This window comes from Pseudomonas sp. ML2-2023-3, from assembly GCF_037055275.1.
Classification (GTDB): domain Bacteria; phylum Pseudomonadota; class Gammaproteobacteria; order Pseudomonadales; family Pseudomonadaceae; genus Aquipseudomonas.
Genome location: NZ_CP146343.1, coordinates 4,835,423 through 4,856,768, shown reverse-complemented (window position 1 = coordinate 4,856,768; position 21,346 = coordinate 4,835,423). Strand labels below are relative to the sequence as shown.

The 21,346-nt window shown below is 59.3% G+C and carries 20 protein-coding genes; 15 read left to right on the top strand and 5 right to left on the bottom strand.

Annotated elements, in window-relative coordinates; genetic code table 11:
- Window positions 1–41: 41 nt before the first annotated feature.
- Window positions 42–377, bottom strand: coding sequence for a DUF3077 domain-containing protein (locus tag V6P94_RS22395; RefSeq protein ID WP_326397424.1), 336 nt, complete (start codon window positions 375–377; stop codon window positions 42–44).
- 377 nt (window positions 378–754) lie between these two features.
- On the opposite strand from V6P94_RS22395, the gene prfB reads away from it, so the two are divergent.
- The 7 genes from prfB (at window position 755) to V6P94_RS22360 (ending at window position 7,583) form a co-directional block, all read left to right on the top strand.
- Window positions 755–1,850, top strand: a protein-coding gene (gene prfB, locus V6P94_RS22390; protein ID WP_133077759.1) for a peptide chain release factor 2 whose coding sequence is annotated in 2 segments (ribosomal slippage) — window positions 755–826 and window positions 828–1,850 — 1,095 coding nt in all. Because the reading frame shifts where the segments join, the coding sequence is not laid out codon by codon here.
- A 113-nt stretch (window positions 1,851–1,963) separates the two neighbouring features.
- Window positions 1,964–3,466: a lysine--tRNA ligase gene (gene lysS, locus V6P94_RS22385; protein ID WP_133077758.1), complete on the top strand. Its 1,503-nt coding sequence runs from the start codon at window positions 1,964–1,966 to the stop codon at window positions 3,464–3,466.
- A gap of 178 nt (window positions 3,467–3,644) precedes the next feature.
- Window positions 3,645–4,361 carry a TetR family transcriptional regulator gene (locus V6P94_RS22380; RefSeq protein WP_326397426.1) on the top strand — a complete coding sequence of 239 codons (717 nt, stop codon included), beginning with the start codon at window positions 3,645–3,647 and terminating at the stop codon, window positions 4,359–4,361.
- 12 nt (window positions 4,362–4,373) lie between these two features.
- The gene (locus tag V6P94_RS22375; RefSeq protein WP_326397428.1) at window positions 4,374–4,922 is read left to right on the top strand and encodes a hypothetical protein; all 549 of its coding nucleotides are present in this window, start codon (window positions 4,374–4,376) and stop codon (window positions 4,920–4,922) included.
- Between the two features lie 25 nt (window positions 4,923–4,947).
- A complete protein-coding gene (locus V6P94_RS22370; protein WP_133077755.1) occupies window positions 4,948–6,225 on the top strand; it encodes a flavohemoglobin expression-modulating QEGLA motif protein in 1,278 nt (425 codons plus the stop codon).
- Between the two features lie 123 nt (window positions 6,226–6,348).
- Window positions 6,349–7,260, top strand: coding sequence for an alpha/beta hydrolase (locus tag V6P94_RS22365; protein WP_326397430.1), 912 nt, complete (start codon window positions 6,349–6,351; stop codon window positions 7,258–7,260).
- Entirely contained in the window at window positions 7,257–7,583 is a 327-nt protein-coding gene (locus V6P94_RS22360) for a hypothetical protein (protein WP_019822129.1), read from the top strand. Before V6P94_RS22365 ends, V6P94_RS22360 begins: the two co-directional genes overlap by 4 nt.
- Window positions 7,584–7,661: 78 nt before the next feature.
- Here V6P94_RS22360 and V6P94_RS22355 read toward each other — a convergent pair whose 3' ends face one another.
- Together V6P94_RS22355 and V6P94_RS22350 are read right to left on the bottom strand one after the other, a co-directional pair.
- Window positions 7,662–8,441 carry an OmpA family protein gene (locus tag V6P94_RS22355; RefSeq protein ID WP_326397431.1) on the bottom strand — a complete coding sequence of 260 codons (780 nt, stop codon included), beginning with the start codon at window positions 8,439–8,441 and terminating at the stop codon, window positions 7,662–7,664.
- A gap of 66 nt (window positions 8,442–8,507) precedes the next feature.
- Window positions 8,508–8,921, bottom strand: a complete 414-nt coding sequence (locus V6P94_RS22350; protein WP_019822131.1) for a DUF4398 domain-containing protein — start codon at window positions 8,919–8,921, stop codon at window positions 8,508–8,510.
- 270 nt (window positions 8,922–9,191) lie between these two features.
- Here V6P94_RS22350 and ppc point away from each other — a divergent pair, with 270 nt between their 5' ends.
- From ppc to V6P94_RS22325, 5 genes are all read left to right on the top strand, one after another.
- The gene (gene ppc, locus V6P94_RS22345) at window positions 9,192–11,822 is read left to right on the top strand and encodes a phosphoenolpyruvate carboxylase (RefSeq protein WP_219261643.1); all 2,631 of its coding nucleotides are present in this window, start codon (window positions 9,192–9,194) and stop codon (window positions 11,820–11,822) included.
- 287 nt (window positions 11,823–12,109) lie between these two features.
- Window positions 12,110–12,757: an adenylate kinase gene (gene adk, locus V6P94_RS22340; RefSeq protein WP_095001284.1), complete on the top strand. Its 648-nt coding sequence runs from the start codon at window positions 12,110–12,112 to the stop codon at window positions 12,755–12,757.
- A 95-nt stretch (window positions 12,758–12,852) separates the two neighbouring features.
- Window positions 12,853–13,536: a tRNA (adenosine(37)-N6)-threonylcarbamoyltransferase complex dimerization subunit type 1 TsaB gene (gene tsaB / locus V6P94_RS22335; protein WP_133077751.1), complete on the top strand. Its 684-nt coding sequence runs from the start codon at window positions 12,853–12,855 to the stop codon at window positions 13,534–13,536.
- A 125-nt stretch (window positions 13,537–13,661) separates the two neighbouring features.
- Window positions 13,662–13,958, top strand: coding sequence for a hypothetical protein (locus V6P94_RS22330; RefSeq protein WP_019822138.1), 297 nt, complete (start codon window positions 13,662–13,664; stop codon window positions 13,956–13,958).
- Between the two features lie 3 nt (window positions 13,959–13,961).
- Window positions 13,962–14,831, top strand: a complete 870-nt coding sequence (locus V6P94_RS22325; protein ID WP_133077750.1) for a DUF72 domain-containing protein — start codon at window positions 13,962–13,964, stop codon at window positions 14,829–14,831.
- On the opposite strand, the gene V6P94_RS22320 is transcribed toward V6P94_RS22325, so the two are convergent.
- A complete protein-coding gene (locus V6P94_RS22320; RefSeq protein ID WP_326397433.1) occupies window positions 14,828–15,448 on the bottom strand; it encodes an energy transducer TonB in 621 nt (206 codons plus the stop codon). The two genes, V6P94_RS22325 and V6P94_RS22320, sit on opposite strands and share 4 nt — an antisense overlap.
- A gap of 93 nt (window positions 15,449–15,541) precedes the next feature.
- Between V6P94_RS22320 and V6P94_RS22315 the strand changes: the two genes are divergently transcribed.
- Entirely contained in the window at window positions 15,542–16,324 is a 783-nt protein-coding gene (locus V6P94_RS22315) for a class I SAM-dependent methyltransferase (RefSeq protein ID WP_219261638.1), read from the top strand.
- A gap of 19 nt (window positions 16,325–16,343) precedes the next feature.
- Here V6P94_RS22315 and V6P94_RS22310 read toward each other — a convergent pair whose 3' ends face one another.
- Window positions 16,344–16,982, bottom strand: a complete 639-nt coding sequence (locus V6P94_RS22310) for a TetR/AcrR family transcriptional regulator (RefSeq protein WP_133077747.1) — start codon at window positions 16,980–16,982, stop codon at window positions 16,344–16,346.
- An 89-nt stretch (window positions 16,983–17,071) separates the two neighbouring features.
- Here V6P94_RS22310 and V6P94_RS22305 point away from each other — a divergent pair, with 89 nt between their 5' ends.
- Together V6P94_RS22305 and V6P94_RS22300 are read left to right on the top strand one after the other, a co-directional pair.
- Window positions 17,072–18,172: an efflux RND transporter periplasmic adaptor subunit gene (locus V6P94_RS22305; RefSeq protein ID WP_326427317.1), complete on the top strand. Its 1,101-nt coding sequence runs from the start codon at window positions 17,072–17,074 to the stop codon at window positions 18,170–18,172.
- A 5-nt stretch (window positions 18,173–18,177) separates the two neighbouring features.
- Window positions 18,178–21,252 carry an efflux RND transporter permease subunit gene (locus V6P94_RS22300; protein WP_326397437.1) on the top strand — a complete coding sequence of 1,025 codons (3,075 nt, stop codon included), beginning with the start codon at window positions 18,178–18,180 and terminating at the stop codon, window positions 21,250–21,252.
- Window positions 21,253–21,346: the final 94 nt, after the last annotated feature.

The following is a 21,346-nucleotide window of genomic DNA, read 5'->3' as shown; positions in this document are numbered from 1 at the left end:
GCAGTGAAAACCACCGAGTACAAACCCAATCGGTGCATCACTTACCCGGCACGTTCCAGCAATGAGTCCACCACGGCGCGCGCCATTTCGACCGAGTGCACCATCGACCAGATCAGGCCGCGTTCAACACCGCTGCCCAACTCGGTAATGTCATCACTGGTTTGTTCCGCGCAGAGCAAAAGCAATGAAACATGGGCCAGCGCATCCTGTGCGCTGATACCGGCACGCAAGGTGAACATGGGTTGCAAGGTCGAGTCGACCGGGCCGAAGGCACGCTCGGTGGTCGCGGGAAGGGTTGAAACAATCGCGGGGGCAGGGGCTTTAAATGCTTTGAGTACGCGGGTTTGGGTAGTTTTAAGGGTTTGAAGTGTCGGCAAGTTGGGGATTTTTTTTTCAAGAGGTGAAAGCTCCGTTGGTTAATTACCGTGTGCTTGATTAGCTTCGGACTTCCACTTCCGTCCGCTGAGAGGTCAGCGAAGAGCGCACACTAAACCTCCGTTTTTCCAAGGTGCAAGCTGATCTGGACCGGGGACAAACTTCCAGGATCTAGCCTTCACCGGAAAGAGGAAATCTCTGACGGAATTCGTCAATAAGCTATTACCCCTGATCATCTGTGAGCGAGATCGTTCGAGATTGGATCGGTGCGGTTTATCTGCACTTTCCTGCCCAGAACCCCGCCAGGCGGGCTGCTGATACGCTCTGTTTACGGTATACTCCCCGGCTTTGTAAAAATCGCCTACGAGTGCCGCCAGCCATGGAAATCAACCCGATCCTTAACAGCATCAAGGACCTGTCAGAGCGCTCCGAAACCATTCGGGGGTATCTTTGACTACGATCAAAAGCATGAGCGTCTGACTGAAGTCAATCGCGAGCTTGAAGATCCGAGTGTCTGGAACAACCCTTCGTACGCCCAGGAACTGGGGCGCGAGCGCTCCCTGCTGGCGCAGATCGTTGAAACCCTCGATGAGATGCACACGGGTCTGGCCGACGCCAAAGACCTGCTGCTGATGTCTGCCGAGGAAGAAGATCAGGCCGCTGTAGATGACGTTGCCGCTGAAGTGGAACGTCTGCGCGAAGCCCTTGAAAAACTCGAATTCCGCCGCATGTTCAGCGGTGAGATGGATGCCAACAACGCTTACCTGGACATCCAGGCCGGCTCCGGTGGCACCGAAGCGCAAGACTGGGCCAATATCCTGTTGCGGATGTATTTGCGTTGGGCCGACAAGCGCGGCTTCGATGCCACCATCATGGAATTGTCTGCCGGTGAAGTGGCCGGGATCAAAGGCGCAACCGTACACATCAAAGGCGAATACGCGTTTGGTTGGTTGCGTACCGAGATTGGCGTCCATCGTCTGGTTCGCAAAAGCCCGTACGACTCGGGCAACCGTCGTCACACCTCGTTCTCGGCTGTATTCGTTTCGCCGGAAATCGACGACAACATCGAAATCGACATCAACCCCTCCGACCTGCGGATCGACACCTATCGTTCCTCCGGTGCGGGTGGTCAGCACGTAAACACCACCGACTCGGCCGTACGTATCACTCACGTACCGACCAACACCGTGGTGAGCTGCCAGAACGAACGTTCGCAGCATGCGAACAAAGACACCGCGATGAAAATGCTGCGGGCGCGTCTTTACGAGCAGGAAATCCAGAAGCGCAATGCCGCTTCCCAGGCCCTGGAAGACACCAAGTCGGACATCGGCTGGGGTCATCAGATCCGCTCGTACGTACTCGACGCCTCGCGTATCAAGGATTTGCGTACCAACATCGAACGCAGCGATTGCGACAAGGTGCTCGACGGCGATATCGACGAATACCTGGTAGCCAGCCTGAAACAAGGGCTGTAAGTCGCGCAACAAAACGTGTGCGAAGCCAGTGCGATGCCCACAAGGCGCGCTAAAGCCCGCTTCCCCCTGCCGCCAGGCGGGGGCAACGAACCTGTGATGGAATTTTTAAAGACATGAGCGACCAACAACTCGACCCGCAAGACCTGCAACAGGAAGAAAACGCCCTGATCGCCCTGCGCAAGGAAAAACTTGCAGCCGAGCGCACCAAGGGCAATGCCTTCCCAAATGACTTCCGCCGTGACAACTACTGCGCCGACCTGCAGAAGAAGTACGCCGAAGCCACCAAGGAAGAGCTGGCTGAAGCCGCCATCCCGGTCAAGGTTGCTGGTCGCATCATGCTTAACCGTGGCTCGTTCATGGTGATCCAGGACATGACCGGTCGCATCCAGGTCTACGTCAACCGCAAGACCCTGCCGGAAGAAACCCTGGCCGAAGTGAAAACCTGGGACCTGGGCGACATCATCGCCGCCGAAGGCACCCTGGCCCGCTCCGGCAAAGGCGATCTGTACGTTGAAATGACCAACGTGCGCCTGCTGACCAAATCCCTGCGCCCGCTGCCGGACAAGCACCACGGCCTGACCGACACCGAGCAGCGCTATCGCCAGCGTTACGTTGACCTGATCGTCAACGAAGACGTGCGCCACACGTTCCGTGTGCGTTCGCAAGTGATCGCCCACATCCGCAGCTTCCTGATGGCGCGTGATTTCCTTGAAGTGGAAACGCCGATGCTGCAAACCATCCCGGGCGGCGCGGCAGCCAAGCCGTTCGAAACTCACCACAACGCTCTGGACATGGACATGTACCTGCGCATCGCGCCGGAACTGTTCCTCAAGCGTCTGGTAGTGGGTGGTTTTGAGAAAGTGTTCGAGATCAACCGCAACTTCCGTAACGAAGGTGTTTCGACTCGTCACAACCCTGAATTTACCATGTTGGAGTTCTACCAGGCTTACGCCGACTACGAAGACAACATGGACCTGACCGAAGAGCTGTTCCGTGAGCTGGCTCAGCTGGTTCTGGGCACGACCGACGTGCCGTACGGCGACAAGGTATTCCACTTTGGCGAACCGTTTGTGCGTCTGTCGGTATTCGACTCGATCCTCAAGTACAACCCTGAGCTGACCGCTGACGACCTGAACGACATCGACAAGGCTCGTGCCATTGCCAAGAAAGCCGGCGCCAAGGTGCTGGGCTTCGAAGGCCTGGGCAAGCTGCAAGTGATGATTTTCGAAGAGCTGGTCGAGCACAAGCTGGAGCAGCCGCACTTCATCACCCAGTACCCGTTCGAAGTGTCGCCGCTGGCCCGACGCAATGACGAGAACCCGAACGTCACTGACCGCTTCGAGCTGTTTATCGGTGGCCGTGAAATCGCCAACGCCTACTCCGAGCTCAACGACGCCGAAGATCAGGCCGAGCGCTTCATGGCGCAGGTTGCTGACAAGGATGCAGGCGACGACGAAGCCATGCACTACGACGCAGACTTCGTACGTGCCCTGGAATACGGCATGCCACCGACTGCCGGTGAAGGTATCGGTATCGACCGTCTGGTGATGTTGTTGACCAACTCGCCGTCGATTCGTGACGTGATCCTGTTCCCGCATATGCGCCCACAAGCGTAACGATGCAGAATAAAAAGCCGCCGTCAAAGGCGGCTTTTTATTGTCTGGCGTTTCCTGTAGTCGCTGCCGCAGGCTGCGAAGGGTTGCGTAGCAAACCGTTTTCTCGAAAACACTACGGTCCCCTCGCAGCCTTCGGCAGCGACTACAAGGTTCCCATCAGCATTAAAAGGATTTTCCCGTGAATCTCGTCAAGTCATCTCAAGGCGCAGCAAATGTCGCGGTGGCGCTCGCGCACAGTGTTGAGTATCAGGGCCGCAAGGCCAGCCGCCATGGCAGCGAACAGCGTCGCCAATTGATCCTCGATGCCGCCATGCGCATTGTCGTGCGCGACGGCGTACGTGGTGTACGCCATCGGGCCGTGGCGGCTGAAGCCGGGGTGCCTCTGTCGGCAACCACTTACTACTTCAAGGACATTGACGATTTGCTCAATGACACCTTCGCCCAGTATGTGGAACGCAGCGCGGCCTATATGGCCAAGCTATGGCAAAGTACTGAAGGCAAGCTGCGTGAACTGGTGGCCAAGGGCGATGGCAGCCAGCAGTCGCGCGCCATGCTGGCCGACGAGATCGCACAGATGACCGCGCATTACCTTCATCACCAGATGCTGACCCGTCGCGACCAGTTGATGGCCGAGCAGGCCTTTCACCAGGCGGCGTTGATCAACCCCCGGCTGGCGGTGCTGGTACGTGCCCATCAGCAGATTTTCCTGCAGGGCGCCTGCCAGATCTTCGAGGTGCTAGGCTCCAGGCAACCTCGCCAGGATGCCAAAGTCTTGACGGCGATTATCGGTCGGATGGAATATCAGGCCCTACTTGATGGCGCGCAGCCAGAGGCGGATGACGACCGGCTGGCTATTCTTGCGCGTTATATGCACTTGGTGCTGGCCGCTCTATAGAAGGATGCAGGCATGAAAGCTTGGCGCGTGATGCTCATGGCATTGTCGTTTTTTATGTTGAACGGATGCCTGGTAACTTTTAGTCAGGCGCCGCTTGTGGCACAGCCGGCACCCAAACAGCTGCTGGGTAAATGGGTCAGCAAGGACGCCTGGGGGCAAGCCCGCAATCTCGAAATCAGTGCCGTCGACAAAACGCGTTACCAGGCGGTGGTCTATCCCAAAGGTGAGCCCAAGGCCCGTGAGCGTTATGTGTTCATTGTTGCCCGCCACGGCAGTCGCTGGTATGCCTCGGCTGCGATACCGGCCAAACTGGGGGGCAATCACACGCTGAGCGGTTTCGAGTTGACCGATAACGGCGAACTGGTGATCTACGATCTGGACCTGGAGCAAGTCAAGCAGGCCATCGGCCAGTCCGTATTGAACGGCGACCCGGTTGAAACCGCCGAAGGCCCTGGCACCTTGATCAAAAGCCCGTCGGCTGAAGTCTTTGCCTACCTGGACGACCCGGCCAATTCCGACGTATTTGTCGAAGCGGCCCGCTATAAACGTGTGGCCAAGTAACGCTCTTAATTAAAGGAAGCTTCCGGTGGACGACTACCAGCGCACGATACGCACGTTGTCTGACCGCATCGTGCTGGCACAAACACCGATCCGCGTGCTGGATGCGGTGAAGTGGGACGACAGCATCCGCCAAGGCTTTTTAAAGGCCAAGGGCAAGGAAATGCCCGCGGTCAATCGCGACTATTACCTCGGCCGGCCGCTGTCCTTTGATTCGGCGGCGGTGAAGTCCGAGTTTCAGAACATCGAGCGTGATATCACTCGCCAGCTGGGGCAGTTCAACCCGGTCGGGCAGATCATGCGCCGTATGTGCAAAGAGTACCGGATGGTGGTGCGCATGCTTGAAGCGCGCGGCACTGAAGATTTCGGTCTGATCTCCCAGGAACTGTATGGCGCGGCCTCCGACGCGTTCCATGCCGGCGACCCGACCCTGGCCGACCTGGGCCTGATGATGTCCGACTACCTGGACAACATCGACGGGCGTGGCGCGCTCAAGGACGAAGCCAAGACCCTGACGGCCAAGGATGCCGTGAACCTGCTGCAAAGCCGTCTGAACAAGGTGTTTGGCGAGGCCGAAGAGACCATCCGCGTGTTCGAGTCCGACGGCATTGTCGCGGATGCGGCGGCGGGGGCCGATTACATCAAGATCCGCACGGATGCGATGTTCAACGAACGCGACGTGCGAGCGCTGGAAGTTCACGAAGGGCTGGTGCATGTGGGCACCACGCTCAATGGTCTGAACCAGCCGATCTGCACCTTCCTGTCCAAGGGGCCGCCGTCGTCCACCGTGACCCAGGAGGGGCTGGCGATTCTGATGGAGATCATCACCTTTGCCTCCTACCCCAGCCGCCTGCGCAAACTGACCAACCGCACCCGTGCCATTCATATGGTGGAGGAGGGCGCGGACTTTATGCAGGTGTACGAGTTCTTCCGTGAGCAAGGCTTTGAGATGCCAGAAAGCTATGGCAATGCGAGTCGGGTTTTCCGTGGGTCGGTGCCAAACGGCCTGCCATTCACCAAAGACTTGTCCTACCTCAAGGGCTTCATCATGGTTTACAACTACATTCAGCTGGCCGTGCGTAAAGGCAAGCTGGAACAAGTGCCGCTGTTGTTCTGTGGCAAAACCACGCTGGAAGACATGCGCACCTTGCGCCAGTTGGTGGATGAAGGATTGGTGGTAGCACCCAAGTACTTGCCGGATCAGTTCAGGGACATGAACGCGCTCTCGGCCTGGATGTGTTTCTCCAACTTCCTCAACCATTTGAGCCTTGATCGTATCGAAGCGGATTACTCCAACATTTTGTAAGCAACACAAAACCTGTAGTCGCTGCCGAAGGCTGCGAAGGGTTGCGCAGCAAGCCGTTTTTATTGAAGGCCCCACAAACCCCATCGCAGCCTTCGGCAGCGACTACATAGGGTAGCTAGTAAGATGAAAACCCTGGCTGCACTCTGCCTGCTGTTGAGCCTCAGCGGATGCAGTTCATTGCTGTTCTATCCCGAGCCCGGTCTGCCGATCACCCCGACGGCGGCAGGCCTTGAATATCGTGACGTGACCTTGACGGCCGCCGATGGCACGCGCCTGAGTGGCTGGTGGTTGCCGGCCAAAAAAGGTGTACCCCTCAAGGGTACCGTGCTGCATCTGCACGGCAATGGCGGCAACCTGGCCTATCACCTTGGCGCTACTGCGTGGCTGCCAGCCCAGGGCTATCAGGTGCTGATGCTTGATTATCGCGGCTACGGCCTGTCCCAGGGCTCGCCGGGCTTGCCAGGGGTGTATCAGGACATCGACGCGGCGTTCGAGTGGTTGCAGCACCAGCCGCACACCCAGGGCTTGCCGCTGATTGTGCTGGGGCAAAGCCTGGGCGGCGCGATGGGGATTCACTACCTGAGCGAGCACCCGCAGCAGCGGGCGCGAATCACGGCCATGGTGCTCGATGGCGTTCCGGCCAGTTACCGCGAAGTGGGGCAGTTTGCCTTGAGTACGTCCTGGCTGACCTGGCCGTTGCAAGTGCCGTTATCGTGGCTGGTGCCCGATGCCGACAGTGCCATCTATGCCATGCCGCACATGGGCGGCGTGCCGATGCTGATCTTCCACAGCCTGGATGATCCGGTCGTGCCGCTTTCCAATGGCCTGCGCCTGTATCAAGCTGCGCCCCTGCCCAAGGTGCTGCAACTGACCCGTGGTGGTCACGTACAGACATTTGCCGACCCGACCTGGCGTCAGGTGATGCTGCGTTACCTGGATGACCCCCAACATTTCAATGGCGTGCGGCGACTGGGCGAAATCGCCAATTACCCCGCCTCACCGAACACCGAACGTGAACCCGAGAGCCAACAATGAGTGAAGAACGCAACGCCATCCCCCTGATCATTACCGGTATCTGCAGCATCATCGGCACAGTGGGGGCCCTGTGGTACTACGGCTACCTGCACTTCGCCAAGCCTGAAGACGCCTTGCTGCTCAGTGACTACACCATGCTCAAGACCATCCCGGGCGAAGACTATAAAGTCTCCCTCACCCCGGCCAATCAGGTGGCGAAGTGCATTGACGGCATCATCGTGTTGTTCGATACCGAACAAAAAGGCCTGACCGGGGTACTGGTCAACAACAAGAAACAGGCGGTGCGTTGCCTGGACCAGGAAACACCGAAGCTGCAGCAGTAAAGCGCCACAGTTGTGGATTTATCTGCGCCCAAAAAAAGCCCCGCCTGATCACTCAGGCGGGGCTTTTTTTACAGGGGGTTACTGCATCGAGGAGCGCGGAGCTACAGGCTGGTTGTCATTGGAGATGGTCACTTCAACGCGACGGTTCTGGGCACGGCCCGAATCGGTGCTGTTGCTCGCGACAGGGTATTCCTTGCCATAGCCCTGAGCCACGATGCGGGTCGGGTCTACGCCTTTGCGCACCAGTGCATTACGCACCGATTCAGCACGGCGCTCAGACAACGTCTGGTTGAAAGCTGCCGAACCGACACTGTCGGTGTAACCCTCGACAATCACCTTGCGGTCCGGGTTCTGGATCAGGTACTCGGCCAGGGTATTGATATTGCGCATGCCGTTGGGCTGCAGGTCGGACTTGCCGAACTGGAACAGCACATCACCAAAGGTGACCAGCGTGCCGCGCTCGGTTTGCTTGGCGCTCATGCCCTTGAGTTGCTTGATCTGCGCATCACGGGCATCAAGCAATGCCTGGTTACGGGCTGCGCCTGCGTTCTTCAGGTTGTTTTCAGCGGTGCGCAACGCGATGGTTTGCTTGGCCACTTCAACACGCTGATTGGTCAGGTAAGCCAGTTGATCAACCTTGGACTCGTCTTCCTTGTTCAGGTAAGCCTTCTCGGCCTTGTCCAGCCATTCGCTGGCGTCCTTGGTTTCCAGCGCTGCAACCTTGGTCGACTCAGGGTTGGTTTGCAGGGCCGAGAAGTTGGTCTTGGCGTTTTCCAGGTTGACGTTCGGCTGGTGCGAGCACGCCGCCAGGCCAACGCTCAGAGCTAACAGGGCGGGGATCATTACTGTATTGCGCATGATATTTAGTCCTTTCTATCGATTAGGAGTGCTGTGTCGCCAGGTGCAGTCAAAAAGGGGCAGCGTTTATTGAACGCTGCGCATGCCTTCCTGACGCAGTTGCTGAACGGCATTCTGAGCATCCTGAACGGCCTTCTCTGCCTTGGCGGCCTGGGCTTTGCGCTCTGCTACGCGAGCGTCCCATTCCGCTTGCTCGGAGAGACGACGGGCTTCATCGTATTTTTTGTCATGCATGGCCAGCTCGGCCTGCTTGAGCTTGTCCTGAGCCGACTTCATTTCTACCGGTGCATATTCAGTAGCGCCTGCGCTCACGGCGTTGTTCACGGCCGATTGGGTCACGGCGTACTGCTCTGACGGTGGATTTCCAGCACAACCGGCCAAAACGAAGCTGGTGCCGATTGCCAGCGCAGCCAGTTTTAGCCCGCGCAGGCGAGGGGAGGTGGTTTTGACAGTGCGGGTCATCATGGTCTTCAACTCCATTGGGAAACTCCTTAATAACAGCTAATTCCATCACGACTGGTGGCGTCACCCGGAGTGTTGGAACACGAGTTCCAGCGGTGATGGTTAATGGCTGTGACCGAAACGATTTTTGAATAGTTCAAAAAAAGATGGCAAATGGCCTAAAAGATTTTTGACCGATTGGTCAGGCGCCTATTTACGTTTTGCCCCGTGCAAGACTTGTCAAAAGCAGGCGTTGCAAAGCACTCTTGGGGACGAGCTGTCCCCCGGATACTGCTGGAGAAACTGCTGATGACCGATATTGATGCACGCTTGCGCGATGATGTTCACCTGCTGGGTGAGCTGTTGGGTAATACGATTCGTGACCAATATGGCGAAGCTTTTCTCGCCAAGATCGAGCGCATTCGCCAGGGGGCCAAGGCCGACCGGCGCGGCACTACCGGCGAAGAGCTGAGTGCGATTCTGGATGCCTTGAGCGACGATGAAGTGCTGCCGGTTGCGCGAGCGTTCAACCAGTTTTTGAACCTGGCGAACATTGCCGAGCAGTACGAGCTGATCCACCGCCGTGAAGAAGGTCAGGCCGAGCCTTTCGAGGCGCTGGTCCTGCCTCAATTGCTCGAACGGCTGCTGGCCGAAGGGCATGACCCCGAGTCGCTGGCGCGGCAGGTCAGCCGTCTTGACATCGAACTGGTGCTCACCGCACACCCCACCGAGGTGACTCGTCGCACGCTGATTCAAAAGTACGACGCAATCGCTGAGCAGTTGGCTGCCCAGGACCATCGTGACCTGACCCTTGCGGAAAAATCCGAAATCGAACAGCGCTTGCAGCGGCTGATCGCTGAAGCCTGGCACACCGAAGAAATCCGTCGCACCCGCCCCACACCTGTCGATGAGGCCAAGTGGGGGTTTGCTGTGATCGAACACTCCTTGTGGCACGCCGTGCCGCACATGCTGCGAAAGGCTGACAAGGCGCTGCATGCGGCGACCGGGTTGCACCTGCCCCTGGAGGCGGCACCGATTCGCTTTGCTTCCTGGATGGGCGGCGACCGCGATGGCAACCCCAACGTCACCGCCAGCGTGACCCGCGAAGTGTTGCTGCTGGCGCGCTGGATGGCCGCTGACTTGTACCTGCGCGACATCGATAAACTGGCCGCTGACCTGTCGATGCAACAGGCCACCCCGCAGCTGTTGGCAGTCGCAGGGGAGAGTGCCGAGCCGTACCGCGCCGTGCTCAAGCAATTGCGTGAGCGCCTGCGGGCGACCCGCAGCTGGGCCCATAGCGCCCTGAACAGCACGCAGCCTGCACCGAGCGATGTGTTGCAGGACAATCGCGAGCTGCTGGAGCCGCTGCAGCTTTGCTATCAATCACTGCATGCCTGCGGCATGGGCGTGATCGCTGATGGCCCATTGCTCGATTTCCTTCGCCGAGCCGTGACGTTTGGCCTGTTTCTGGTGCGCCTCGATGTGCGTCAGGACGCGGCCCGTCACGCCTCGGCCATGACCGAAATCACCGACTACCTGGGCCTTGGCCGCTATGAAGACTGGGACGAAGATGCGCGCCTGATCTTCCTGATGCGCGAGTTGAACAACCGTCGCCCGTTGTTGCCCAGCTACTTCAAGCCCGGTGCCGACACCGCCGAAGTACTGGCGACCTGTCGCGAAGTGGCAGCCGCACCGGGGGCTTCCCTGGGGTCCTATGTGATCTCGATGGCCGGTGCCGCCTCTGATGTTCTGGCCGTGCAACTGCTGCTCAAAGAGGCCGGGCTTGAGCGCCCGATGCGTGTGGTTCCGTTGTTTGAAACCCTGGCCGACCTGGACAACGCGGGACCGGTGATCGAGCGGCTGTTGCTGTTGCCGGGTTATCGCGCACACCTGAAGGGCCCGCAGGAAGTGATGATCGGCTACTCCGACTCTGCCAAGGATGCGGGCACCACTGCGGCGGCCTGGGCGCAGTACCGGGCGCAGGAGTCACTGGTCAATATCTGCCGCGAGCAAGGCGTTGAATTGTTGTTGTTCCATGGTCGTGGCGGCACCGTGGGGCGCGGCGGTGGCCCGGCTCACGCGGCGATCCTGTCGCAGCCGCCGGGCTCTGTCGCGGGGCGCTTCCGTACCACGGAACAGGGCGAAATGATCCGTTTCAAGTTCGGCCTGCCGGACATTGCCGAGCAGAATCTCAATCTCTACCTGGCGGCCGTACTGGAAGCCACCTTGCTCCCGCCGCCCCTGCCGGAACCTGGCTGGCGGGTACTGATGGACGAATTGGCAGCTGACGGGGTCAAGGCCTACCGTGGGGTGGTGCGTGATAATCCACAGTTCGTGGAGTACTTCCGCCAGTCAACGCCGGAGCAGGAACTGGGGCGATTGCCGCTGGGAAGTCGTCCGGCCAAACGCCGGGCAGGCGGGATTGAAAGCCTGCGGGCCATCCCGTGGATTTTCGGCTGGACCCAGACCCGCCTGATGCTGCCCGCCTGGCTGGGTTGGGAAACCGCACTGAGCCAGGCACTGGCACGGGGCGAAGGCGAGCAGTTGGCACAAATGCGCGAGCAGTGGCCGTTCTTCCGTACCCGCATCGACATGCTGGAAATGGTCCTGGCCAAGGCCGATGCCGATATCGCCCGGCTCTACGACGAGCGTTTGGTGAGCCCGGAACTGCTGCCATTGGGTGCGCACTTGCGCGACCTATTGTCGCAGGCGTGCTCGGTGGTGCTGGGCTTGACCGGTCAGGCGCAGTTGATGGCACACAGCCCCGAGACCCTTGAATTCATCCGCTTGCGCAACACTTACCTCGATCCTCTTCATCTATTGCAGGCCGAGCTTCTGGCACGTTCGCGACGCCAGCAAGCGGCGCAGGACAGCCCTCTGGAACAAGCGTTGCTGGTGACTGTGGCCGGGATCGCGGCAGGCTTGCGTAACACCGGTTAAAGCAAAAGAGCGGCGAATGTCGCGCCAAGGCAGGCGGGGGGCCGGGCCGGATTGATGCCGACCCCCGTGCGGGCGCGACACTTTATTGTGGGGTTGCGACCTGTGACACCCGGCCGCAGAGGCCGGTTTGCCTGTAATTTTTCCTACTTTGGGCGGCTTGTGTGGGCCGGGCCTGCTGTGTATCTTGATCAGCCCTTGGCCGTTTTGATGGCCATAATCCGATTTTGAGACTGGCCCAAAGAGGCGAGTCTGTTGTCATTTAAATAAAAAATTTGAGGAGCACATCGATGCGCGTAATTCTGCTGGGAGCTCCCGGGGCCGGTAAAGGTACTCAGGCAAAGTTCATCACTGAAAAATTTGGCATCCCGCAAATCTCCACCGGCGACATGTTGCGTGCAGCCGTTAAAGCCGGCACCGAGCTGGGCCTGATCGCCAAAGGCGTAATGGACAGCGGTGGTCTGGTATCCGATGACCTGATCATCAACCTGGTGAAAGAGCGCATTGCTCAGCCAGACTGCGTCAACGGTTTCCTGTTCGACGGTTTCCCGCGCACCATTCCGCAAGCTGAAGCCCTGGTAAAAGCCGGTGTGGAGCTGGACCACGTGCTGGAAATCGCCGTTGAAGACGAAGAGATCGTTCAGCGTATTGCCGGCCGTCGTGTACACGAAGCTTCGGGCCGCGTTTACCACACCGTCTACAACCCGCCAAAAGTGGAAGGCAAGGACGATGTGACCGGCGAAGACCTGGTACAGCGCAAGGACGACACCGAAGAAACCGTTCGTCACCGCCTGTCGGTCTACCACTCGCAAACCAAGCCGCTGGTGGACTTCTACCAGAAGCTGGCTGCTGCCCAGGGCAAGCCCAAGTACAGCCACGTTGAAGGTGTTGGCTCGGTCGAATCGATCACGGCCAAGGTGCTTGAAGCGCTGAGCTGATAAGTCGATTTTGCGTCATCACAACAGCCCGCTTGCGGGCTGTTGTTGTTTATACTGCTGCACTTTTTTCAATTCTGATTCTGACGGGAACACCGATGAGCACCTTGCTGGCCCTGGATACCGCGACTGAAGCTTGCTCAGTTGCCTTGTTGCACGATGGCAAGGTTACTAGCCACTACGAGGTGATCCCGCGCCTGCACGCGCAAAAGCTGTTGCCGATGATCAAAGACTTGCTGGCTGCGGCCGGGATCGAGTTGTCGGCGGTCGATGCCATTGCTTTTGGCCGCGGTCCTGGCGCCTTTACCGGTGTGCGCATTGCCATTGGCGTGGTCCAGGGGCTGGCCTTTGCGCTGGAGCGCCCGGTGTTGCCGATCTCCAATCTGGCGGTACTGGCCCAGCGAGCCCATCGCGAGCACGGCGCGACCCAGGTGGTGTCGGCCATCGATGCGCGAATGGACGAAGTGTATTGGGGTTGCTATCGCGAGCAGGCGGGGGAGATGCGTCTGCAAGGCGCTGAAGCCGTGCTCGCACCGGAAGCAACTGCCTTGCCGGATGGCGCCAGCGGTGACTGGTTTGGCGCCGGGACTGGCTGGGGGTATGCCGAGCGCTTGAACGTCAAGCCGTACGCAATGGACGCAGGCATGTTGCCTCACGCCGAAGACCTGCTGACCCTGGCCCGATTTGCCTGGGCCCGTGGCGAGGCCATCCGGGCCGATGATGCACAGCCGGTGTACTTGCGCGACAAGGTGGCAGCTACAAAAGCTGAACGTGGCGTTTGATCCGCTGTTGTAGCCGCTGACGAACGCAGCCTCGTTCCTTCGGCAGCGACTACAAAATAGCCGGCCCATTTGCTTAGTCTTGCCAGCGCCGCTAAATTGTAACTATCGCTAACGAGCTTGTTGCCATGCGCATTGACGGCTTTTCTTCCCAGTCCTACCCGATCAAGCGCAAGCCGCGTAAAGGTCAGCCGCTGGTCGATGAGTCGGTTGACGACAATGAAGCCTCGTTCGAAAACACCCCCCAGGCTGCCCGTACCCCACCTTCCGGTGAGCGCATCAGCCAGTTGCCGGTCCGTTCCCAGGACATGATCTTCCAGCGTGCCATGAGCAAAAGCGCAGCCAGTGCCCTTGCCAGCTACCTGACCACCGCAGGCTTCGTCGATTGGGAAACAGAAGTGCTGGGGCTGGATCTGTATATTTGAGCCATGACCCTCACGTCCCTCCCTTATTACCTCGGTTGTCCGTCCTGGAGTGAAAACGCCTGGCGCGAAGGCCTGTACCCGCAGAACGCGCGTTCAACTGATTTCCTGAGCCTGTATGCGCAGGTCTTCAATGCCGTCGAAGGCAACACCACGTTCTATGCCCGCCCGGCACCGGCCACGGTTGAACGCTGGGCGCAAAGCCTGCCTGAACACTTCAGGTTCACCGCCAAGTTTCCACGGGATATCAGCCACGGCGGCGATTTGCGTGAGCAGTTGCAAGCCGCTGAAGATTTCTTGCAACTCATGGGGCCCCTGGGGGGGCGGGTAGCGCCGTTTTGGCTGCAACTGCCAGCCAGTTTCGGGCCTCAGCGCTTGAGCGAGCTGGTGAGCTTCATGGACACCTTGCAGCGCCCGCTGGCCATTGAGGTTCGTCATCCGGAGTTCTTTGCCAGGGGCGATGCCGAGCGGCTGCTCAACCGCTTGCTGATGGATCGCGGTGTCGAGCGTATCTGCCTTGATCCCCGGGCACTGTTCAGTTGCCACTCGACCGATCCTGCCGTGCTCCACGCTCAATCGAAAAAGCCCAAAGTGCCGCCTCGCCCGGCGGCCTTTACCCAATGTCCGCAGGTGCGATTTATTGGCCGCCCGGAGCTGGAGGCCAACGATCCTTATTTGTTGCCCTGGATTGAAAAAGTCGCGGGCTGGATCGAGGAGGGGCGTACGCCCTACGTGTTTTTGCATACGCCGGACAATCACCGCGCTCCTGAGCTGGCGCGGCGTTTTCATCGCCAATTGAGTGAGCGCTTACCGGGCCTGCCCCCACTGCCCGAGTTGCATCAATCCCAGGCTCGCGAGCAACTGGGCCTGCTTTAAGCGGCCAGGCGCAGGTTGTTGATGACAATCGGGCGGGCCCAGCCCAGGTCGAAGTCCATCGCCCGTTGTTGCTCTATCAGCGTAATGGCGTCGAATGGCTCGGCGGGGGGTGGCAGCAAGTCCTGTTCAAACTCGGCTATGGGCAGATGCAAAGGTCGTGGCTCAGGCCCCGGGCCTGGATCGGGCAGCGGATGACCCTGGGTCATGACGATCGGGCGCACCCATGTGTTGTTGAAATCTTGCTGGTGCTGTTGCTCGACAATGTCTTCAGGCGGGTAGGGCACGGCGGGTGGCGGCAGCAGGTCCAGTTCGAATTCGGCAATGGGCAAGAACAGGGCTTCAGGCGGGCGCAGTTCGGTGTCCTGAACCTCGCAGTGGCGCTGGATCACGATAGTGCCCAACAGGTGGGTGCCACCACGGGGCTCGGCGTTTTCAGTACTGGCTGGCAGCTCGGCATCCATGGCCGCCAATGCATCGGTACCGGACTGTTCTGCCAACGCCTGGGCGTAGAAGTCCTTCCACAGGTGATTGACGCTGCCTGTGATCTGCGAATTGTGGCGGCCAAAGTCGCCAATTGGCGCAATAAAGCCGATAGGTGCGCAATGAATGTCTGACATAGCTCTCGGTCGACGCCCAGCTCTGGCAAAATGGCGGATATTTCATTTATCGGCAGCCTTTGCCGATCATTAAATTTTTGAGCGTGTTTTTAGATGATTGAGCAAGCAGCGGGCTGTCGTATCAAAGTCGAAGCGCTGGACGAGGCCTTTCAGGCCTTGGCCGAGCAATGGGCTGAGCGCCTGGGTTTGCCTCTGGATGAGCCTGACGCGGAGTTCGCCTTGCAGTTGAGCGCCCAGGGTTTGCAGTTGCAGCAACTGGGGCCGGATGCGCCAGGTCCGGTGCGGGTCGACTTTGTCGAAGGCGGTGCGGCCCATCGTCGTTTGTTTGGCGGCGGTACGGGGCAGATGATTGCCAAGGCGGTGGGTATTCAGCAAGGCGTGCGCCCACGGGTGCTGGATGCCACGGCGGGCTTGGGCAAGGACGCGTTCGTGCTGGCAAGCCTGGGCTGTGAGATGAGCCTGATCGAGCGCCAGCCGCTGATCGGTGCCTTGCTTGAGGACGGTCTGGCCCGTGGCCTGGATGACTTTGAAGTGGCGCCAATCGTGTCGCGCATGCACTTGCTCAAAGGCAACTCGATTGAAGTGATGCGCAATTGGGAGGGGGAGCCACCGCAGGTGATCTACCTGGACCCCATGTTCCCCCATCGTGAGAAAACCGCGCTGGTGAAAAAAGAAATGCGCCTGTTTCGCCCGTTAGTGGGCGATGACAATGATGCTCCGGCCCTGCTTGAAGCTGCGTTGGCGCTGGCGACCCACCGTGTGGTGGTCAAGCGGCCCCGCAAGGCACCGTGCATTGCGGGGCCCAAGCCAAGTCATGCGCTGGATGGCAAATCGAGCCGGTACGATATCTATCCGAAGAAAGCACTCAAGCCCTGAACATGTGGGAGCGGGTGTTTCACTCTGGTCGATAAGCCCGCATGAACATCCCCACCACTTCCTGCACATGGGCTTCGCTTTCCTGCGGCCCCAGCGGTTCACCGCCGCCAAACAGCAGGCGAAAGTTGGGGGCGCCTTTGAGCATGCAGAAGAAGTGTTCTGCCGCGTAATGCGGGTCGTCGATCCGCAGCGCGCCGCTCTGATCCATCTTGCGCAGCAACCCCTCCATCTCGTGCACCACGCGCTCCGGTCCGGCCTCAAGGAAGATCTGCGAAAGCTTTGGATCCTGGCTGCCGAGGGTGACCATCAATCGGTGCAGATTCAGTGATTCTTCACTGTTGATCAGGACTTGAAAGCCTCGGGCAATGTTCAGCAACACCCCTTCAATGGGCTTGCCGGCCGGCAGCTCAAAAAACAGTACCGGTAGCTGCTCTGTGCATTTGGACATGATCGCCGAAGAAAACAGGGTCTCCTTGTCGGTGAAGTGACTGTAGACCGTCAGTTTTGACACGCCCGCCAGGCCCGCAACGGCATCCATGCTGGTGTTGGCATAGCCCTTGGTCAAAAACAGGGTTTTGGCGGCGTCGAGGATGGACTGGCGTTTTGCCAGGTCCTTGGGGCGGCCGAGAGCGTTAGGGGGTAAAGGATGGTCAGACATAGCCGTTTATTACTGGACTGGTGAGTTTAGTATTAATAACATGCTGCCAGTATAAATATTCCAAGCCCCTTTAGCGAAAGGTCGTCAACATGTTGCGCCATGCCTTGTCCCGCGCTGTGCCTGTCTGTCTGGTGTTTTTATTGTCTGGATGCGGGCAGCAAGAGCCTGCAAAAATCAGCATCAGCCCGGCGATGGTGGTGCATCCGCAGCCTTCAGCGCTGGCAAGTCAGAGCTATCCCGGCGAAGTGCGCGCGCGTTTCGATCCGCAACTGGCGTTTCGTATCGCAGGCAAAGTCACCAGGCGCCTGGTCGATGAAGGTGAGCGGGTCAAGGCCAATCAGCCCCTGGCAGAGCTGGACCCGCAAGACGTGCGCCTGCAACTGGACGCTACCCGTGCTCAAGTGGCGGCAGGGCAGGCCAATCTGAACCTGGTGCGTGCTGAGCGCGATCGCTACAAGACCCTGCTGGATCGGCAGATGGTCAGCCGCTCACAGTTCGACAACGCCGAAAACCTCTACCGCTCTGGCGTTGCCAAGCTCCAGCAGCTCAAGGCCGAGCAGGATGTGGCCAGCAATCAGGCCAGCTATGCCGTGTTGCGCGCCCCACAAGATGGCGTGATCGCCCAGCGCCAGGTTGAAGTGGGGCAAGTGGTCAATGCCGGGCAAACCGTGTTCACCCTGGCAGCCGATGGTGAGCGTGAAGTGCTGATCAGCCTGCCGGAGCAGGATTTCAGCCGCTTCAAGATCGGTATGCCGGTGGCGGTTGAGTTGTGGTCGCAGCCCGGCCAGCGTTTCAGCGGCCGTATCCGCGAGCTGTCGCCATCGGCAGATCCAAAGTCACGTACCTTTGCTGCCCGTATCACGTTCACCTCTGGCAAGGTGCCTGCCGAACTGGGCCAAAGTGCCAGGGTTTTCATTCAGGGCGAAGGCGACAGTTCGCTGTCGGTGCCGCTGTCAGCCTTGACCGCCGAGAACGGCGCGGCCTACGTGTGGCGAGTCGGCCAAGGCAACAAGCTTGAGCAAGTGCCGGTGCGTGTGGGGCCTTTTGGCGAAAAAAGCGTGCCGGTTCTCGAAGGCCTCAAGGCCGATGACTGGATCGTCGCTGCCGGCGTGCATGTGCTGCATCCCGGGCAAGAGGTGCGGCCGATTGATCGCTCCAACCGGGCAATCAATGTTTCGGCCAAGGAGTAACCCCCATGGGCTTTAACCTTTCTGCCTGGGCGTTGCGCAATCGCCAGATCGTCCTGTTCCTGATGCTGTTGCTAGCTATTGTCGGCGGGCTTTCGTACACCAAATTAGGGCAAAGCGAAGACCCACCGTTCACCTTCAAGGCCATGGTCATTCGCACCCTGTGGCCGGGTGCTACGGCTGAGGAAGTCTCTCGGCAGGTCACCGAACGTATTGAAAAAAAGCTGATGGAGACCGGTGAGTACGAGCGCATTGTTTCGTTCTCGCGCCCTGGCGAGTCGCAAGTGACCTTTATGGCCCGCGATTCGATGCACTCGAATCAGATTCCGGAGCTGTGGTATCAGGTTCGCAAAAAGATCAGTGACATTCGCCACACCTTGCCGCCTGATGTGCAGGGGCCGTTTTTCAACGATGAATTCGGTACGACCTTCGGCAATATCTACAGCTTGAGCGGTGAAGGTTACGACTACGCGGTGCTCAAAGACTACGCCGACCGCATCCAGATCCAGCTACAACGGGTCAAGGATGTAGGCAAGGTTGAATTGCTGGGGCTGCAGGACGAAAAAATCTGGATCGAGCTGTCCAACCTCAAACTGGCCACCTTGGGCTTGCCGCTGGCCGCCGTGCAAAAAGCCCTTGAGGAGCAAAACGCAGTGTCGACTGCGGGCTTCTTTGAAACACCGACAGAACGGGTGCAACTGCGCGTCAGCGGTAATTTCAAGACGGTAGAGGAGATCGAACGTTTCCCGATCCGCGTGGGCGAGCGCACCTTTCGCATCAGCGACGTGGCGGATGTGCGTCGCGGCTTTAATGATCCACCGGCACCGCGTATGCGCTTTATGGGCCAGGATGCGATAGGTCTGGCCGTGGCTATGAAAGACGGTGGCGATATCCTGGTGCTGGGCAAGGCGCTGGATACCGAGTTCGAACGGATCCAGAAGAACCTTCCGGCCGGGATGCAATTGGGCAAGGTCTCTGACCAGCCAGCGGCTGTGAAAACCAGTGTCGGCGAGTTCGTTCAAGTGTTGGTGGAAGCCCTGGTGATCGTGCTGCTGGTCAGCTTCTTCTCCCTGGGTGCGCGCACCGGCATGGTGGTGGCACTGACCATCCCGCTGGTGCTGGCAATGACGTTTGCCGCCATGCATTACTTCGGGATCGGCCTGCACAAGATTTCACTGGGGGCGTTGGTGCTGGCCCTGGGCTTGTTGGTGGACGACGCGATCATTGCCGTGGAAATGATGGCGATCAAGATGGAGCAGGGTTACGACCGGATGAAGGCGGCGAGCTTCGCCTGGACCAGTACCGCGTTCCCCATGCTCACCGGTACGCTGATCACGGCAGCAGGCTTTTTGCCGATTGCCATGGCGCAGTCGAGCACGGGTGAGTACACCCGCTCGATTTTCCAGGTGGTGACCATTGCCCTGTTGGCGTCGTGGATTGCGGCGGTGGTGTTTGTGCCGTATCTGGGGGCGCTGTTGTTGCCGGACCTGGCGAAAATTCATGCCGCCAAACACGGTTCGGGCGCAGGTGCTCCCGACCCTTACGCCACACCGTTTTACCAGCGGGTCCGACGGTTGGTGGAGTGGTGCGTCACCCGGCGCAAGACCGTGATTGCATTGACGGTGCTGCTGTTCCTGGGGTCGGTCGTGCTCTTCAAGTTTGTTCCGCAGCAGTTCTTTCCCGCGTCCAGCCGACTGGAATTGATGGTCGACTTGAAACTGGCCGAAGGCGCTTCGTTGAGCAATACCACCGATCAGGTCAAGCAACTCGAAGCACTGCTCAAGGACCATCCGGGTATTGCCAATTATGTGGCGTATGCCGGGACCGGCTCGCCACGCTATTACCTGCCACTGGATCAGCAGTTGCCAGCGGCCAGCTTTGCCCAGTTTGTGGTACTGGCCAAGACCATTGAGGACAGGGAAGAACTGCGCACCTGGTTGATTGACACCCTTAACGAACAATTCCCGACCGTACGCTCGCGGGTCACGCGTCTGGAAAACGGTCCGCCTGTGGGCTATCCGGTGCAGTTCCGGGTGACGGGCGAACATATCGAAGAGGTACGGGCACTGGCGCGCAAGGTGGCGGCCAAGGTTCGCGACAACCCTCATGTGGTGAACGTGCACCTGGACTGGGAAGAACCGAGCAAGGTGGTGTATCTCAACATCGATCAGGACCGTGCGCGGGCCCTGGGTGTGAGCACGGCCAACCTGTCGCGCTTTTTGCAAAGCACGTTGCTGGGATCCACCGTCAGCCAGTACCGCGAAGACAACGAGTTGATCGAAATCCTGTTGCGCGGCACGCCTCAGGAACGCACCGAGCTGGCGTTGCTGCCTAGCCTGGCGGTACCGACCGACAACGGCCAGAGCGTTGCCCTGTCGCAAGTTGCGACGCTGGAATATGGCTTCGAAGAGGGCATCATCTGGCACCGTAACCGCCTGCCGAACGTGACCGTGCGTGCGGATATCTACGGCAAGGAGCAACCGGCGACACTGGTGCAGCAGATTCTGCCGACCCTTGAGGGCGTTCGCGCCGAGCTGCCGGATGGTTATCTGCTGGACGTGGGCGGTACGGTCGAAGACTCCACCCGTGGCCAGGACTCGGTGAAGGCCGGTGTGCCGTTGTTTATCGTGGTGGTGCTGACCCTGTTGATGGTGCAGCTGCGCAGTTTCTCGCGCATGGTGATGGTGTTCCTGACGGCGCCGCTGGGGCTGATCGGGGTCACGCTGTTTCTGCTGTTGTTCGGCAAGCCGTTCGGCTTTGTGGCGATGCTGGGCACCATTGCGTTGTCGGGGATGATCATGCGCAACTCGGTGATCCTGGTGGATCAGATCGAACAGGACAAGGCGGCGGGGCTGGACCCGTGGCGGGCGATCATTGAAGCGACGGTACGGCGTTTCCGCCCGATCGTGCTGACCGCACTGGCGGCGGTACTGGCGATGATTCCACTGTCACGCAGTGTGTTCTTCGGCCCGATGGCGGTTGCCATCATGGGTGGGCTGATTGTGGCGACTGCACTGACCTTGCTGTTCTTGCCGGCGCTGTATGCGGCGTGGTTCAAGGTCAAGAAGCCAGCAGAGGCTTGAAGCCCCTGTGGGAGCGGGCAAGCCCTGCTCCCACAGGGTTTGTGTGGCTCACATCATCCGGGCCTGGGCACCCATTGTTGTGGAGGCGGGCAAG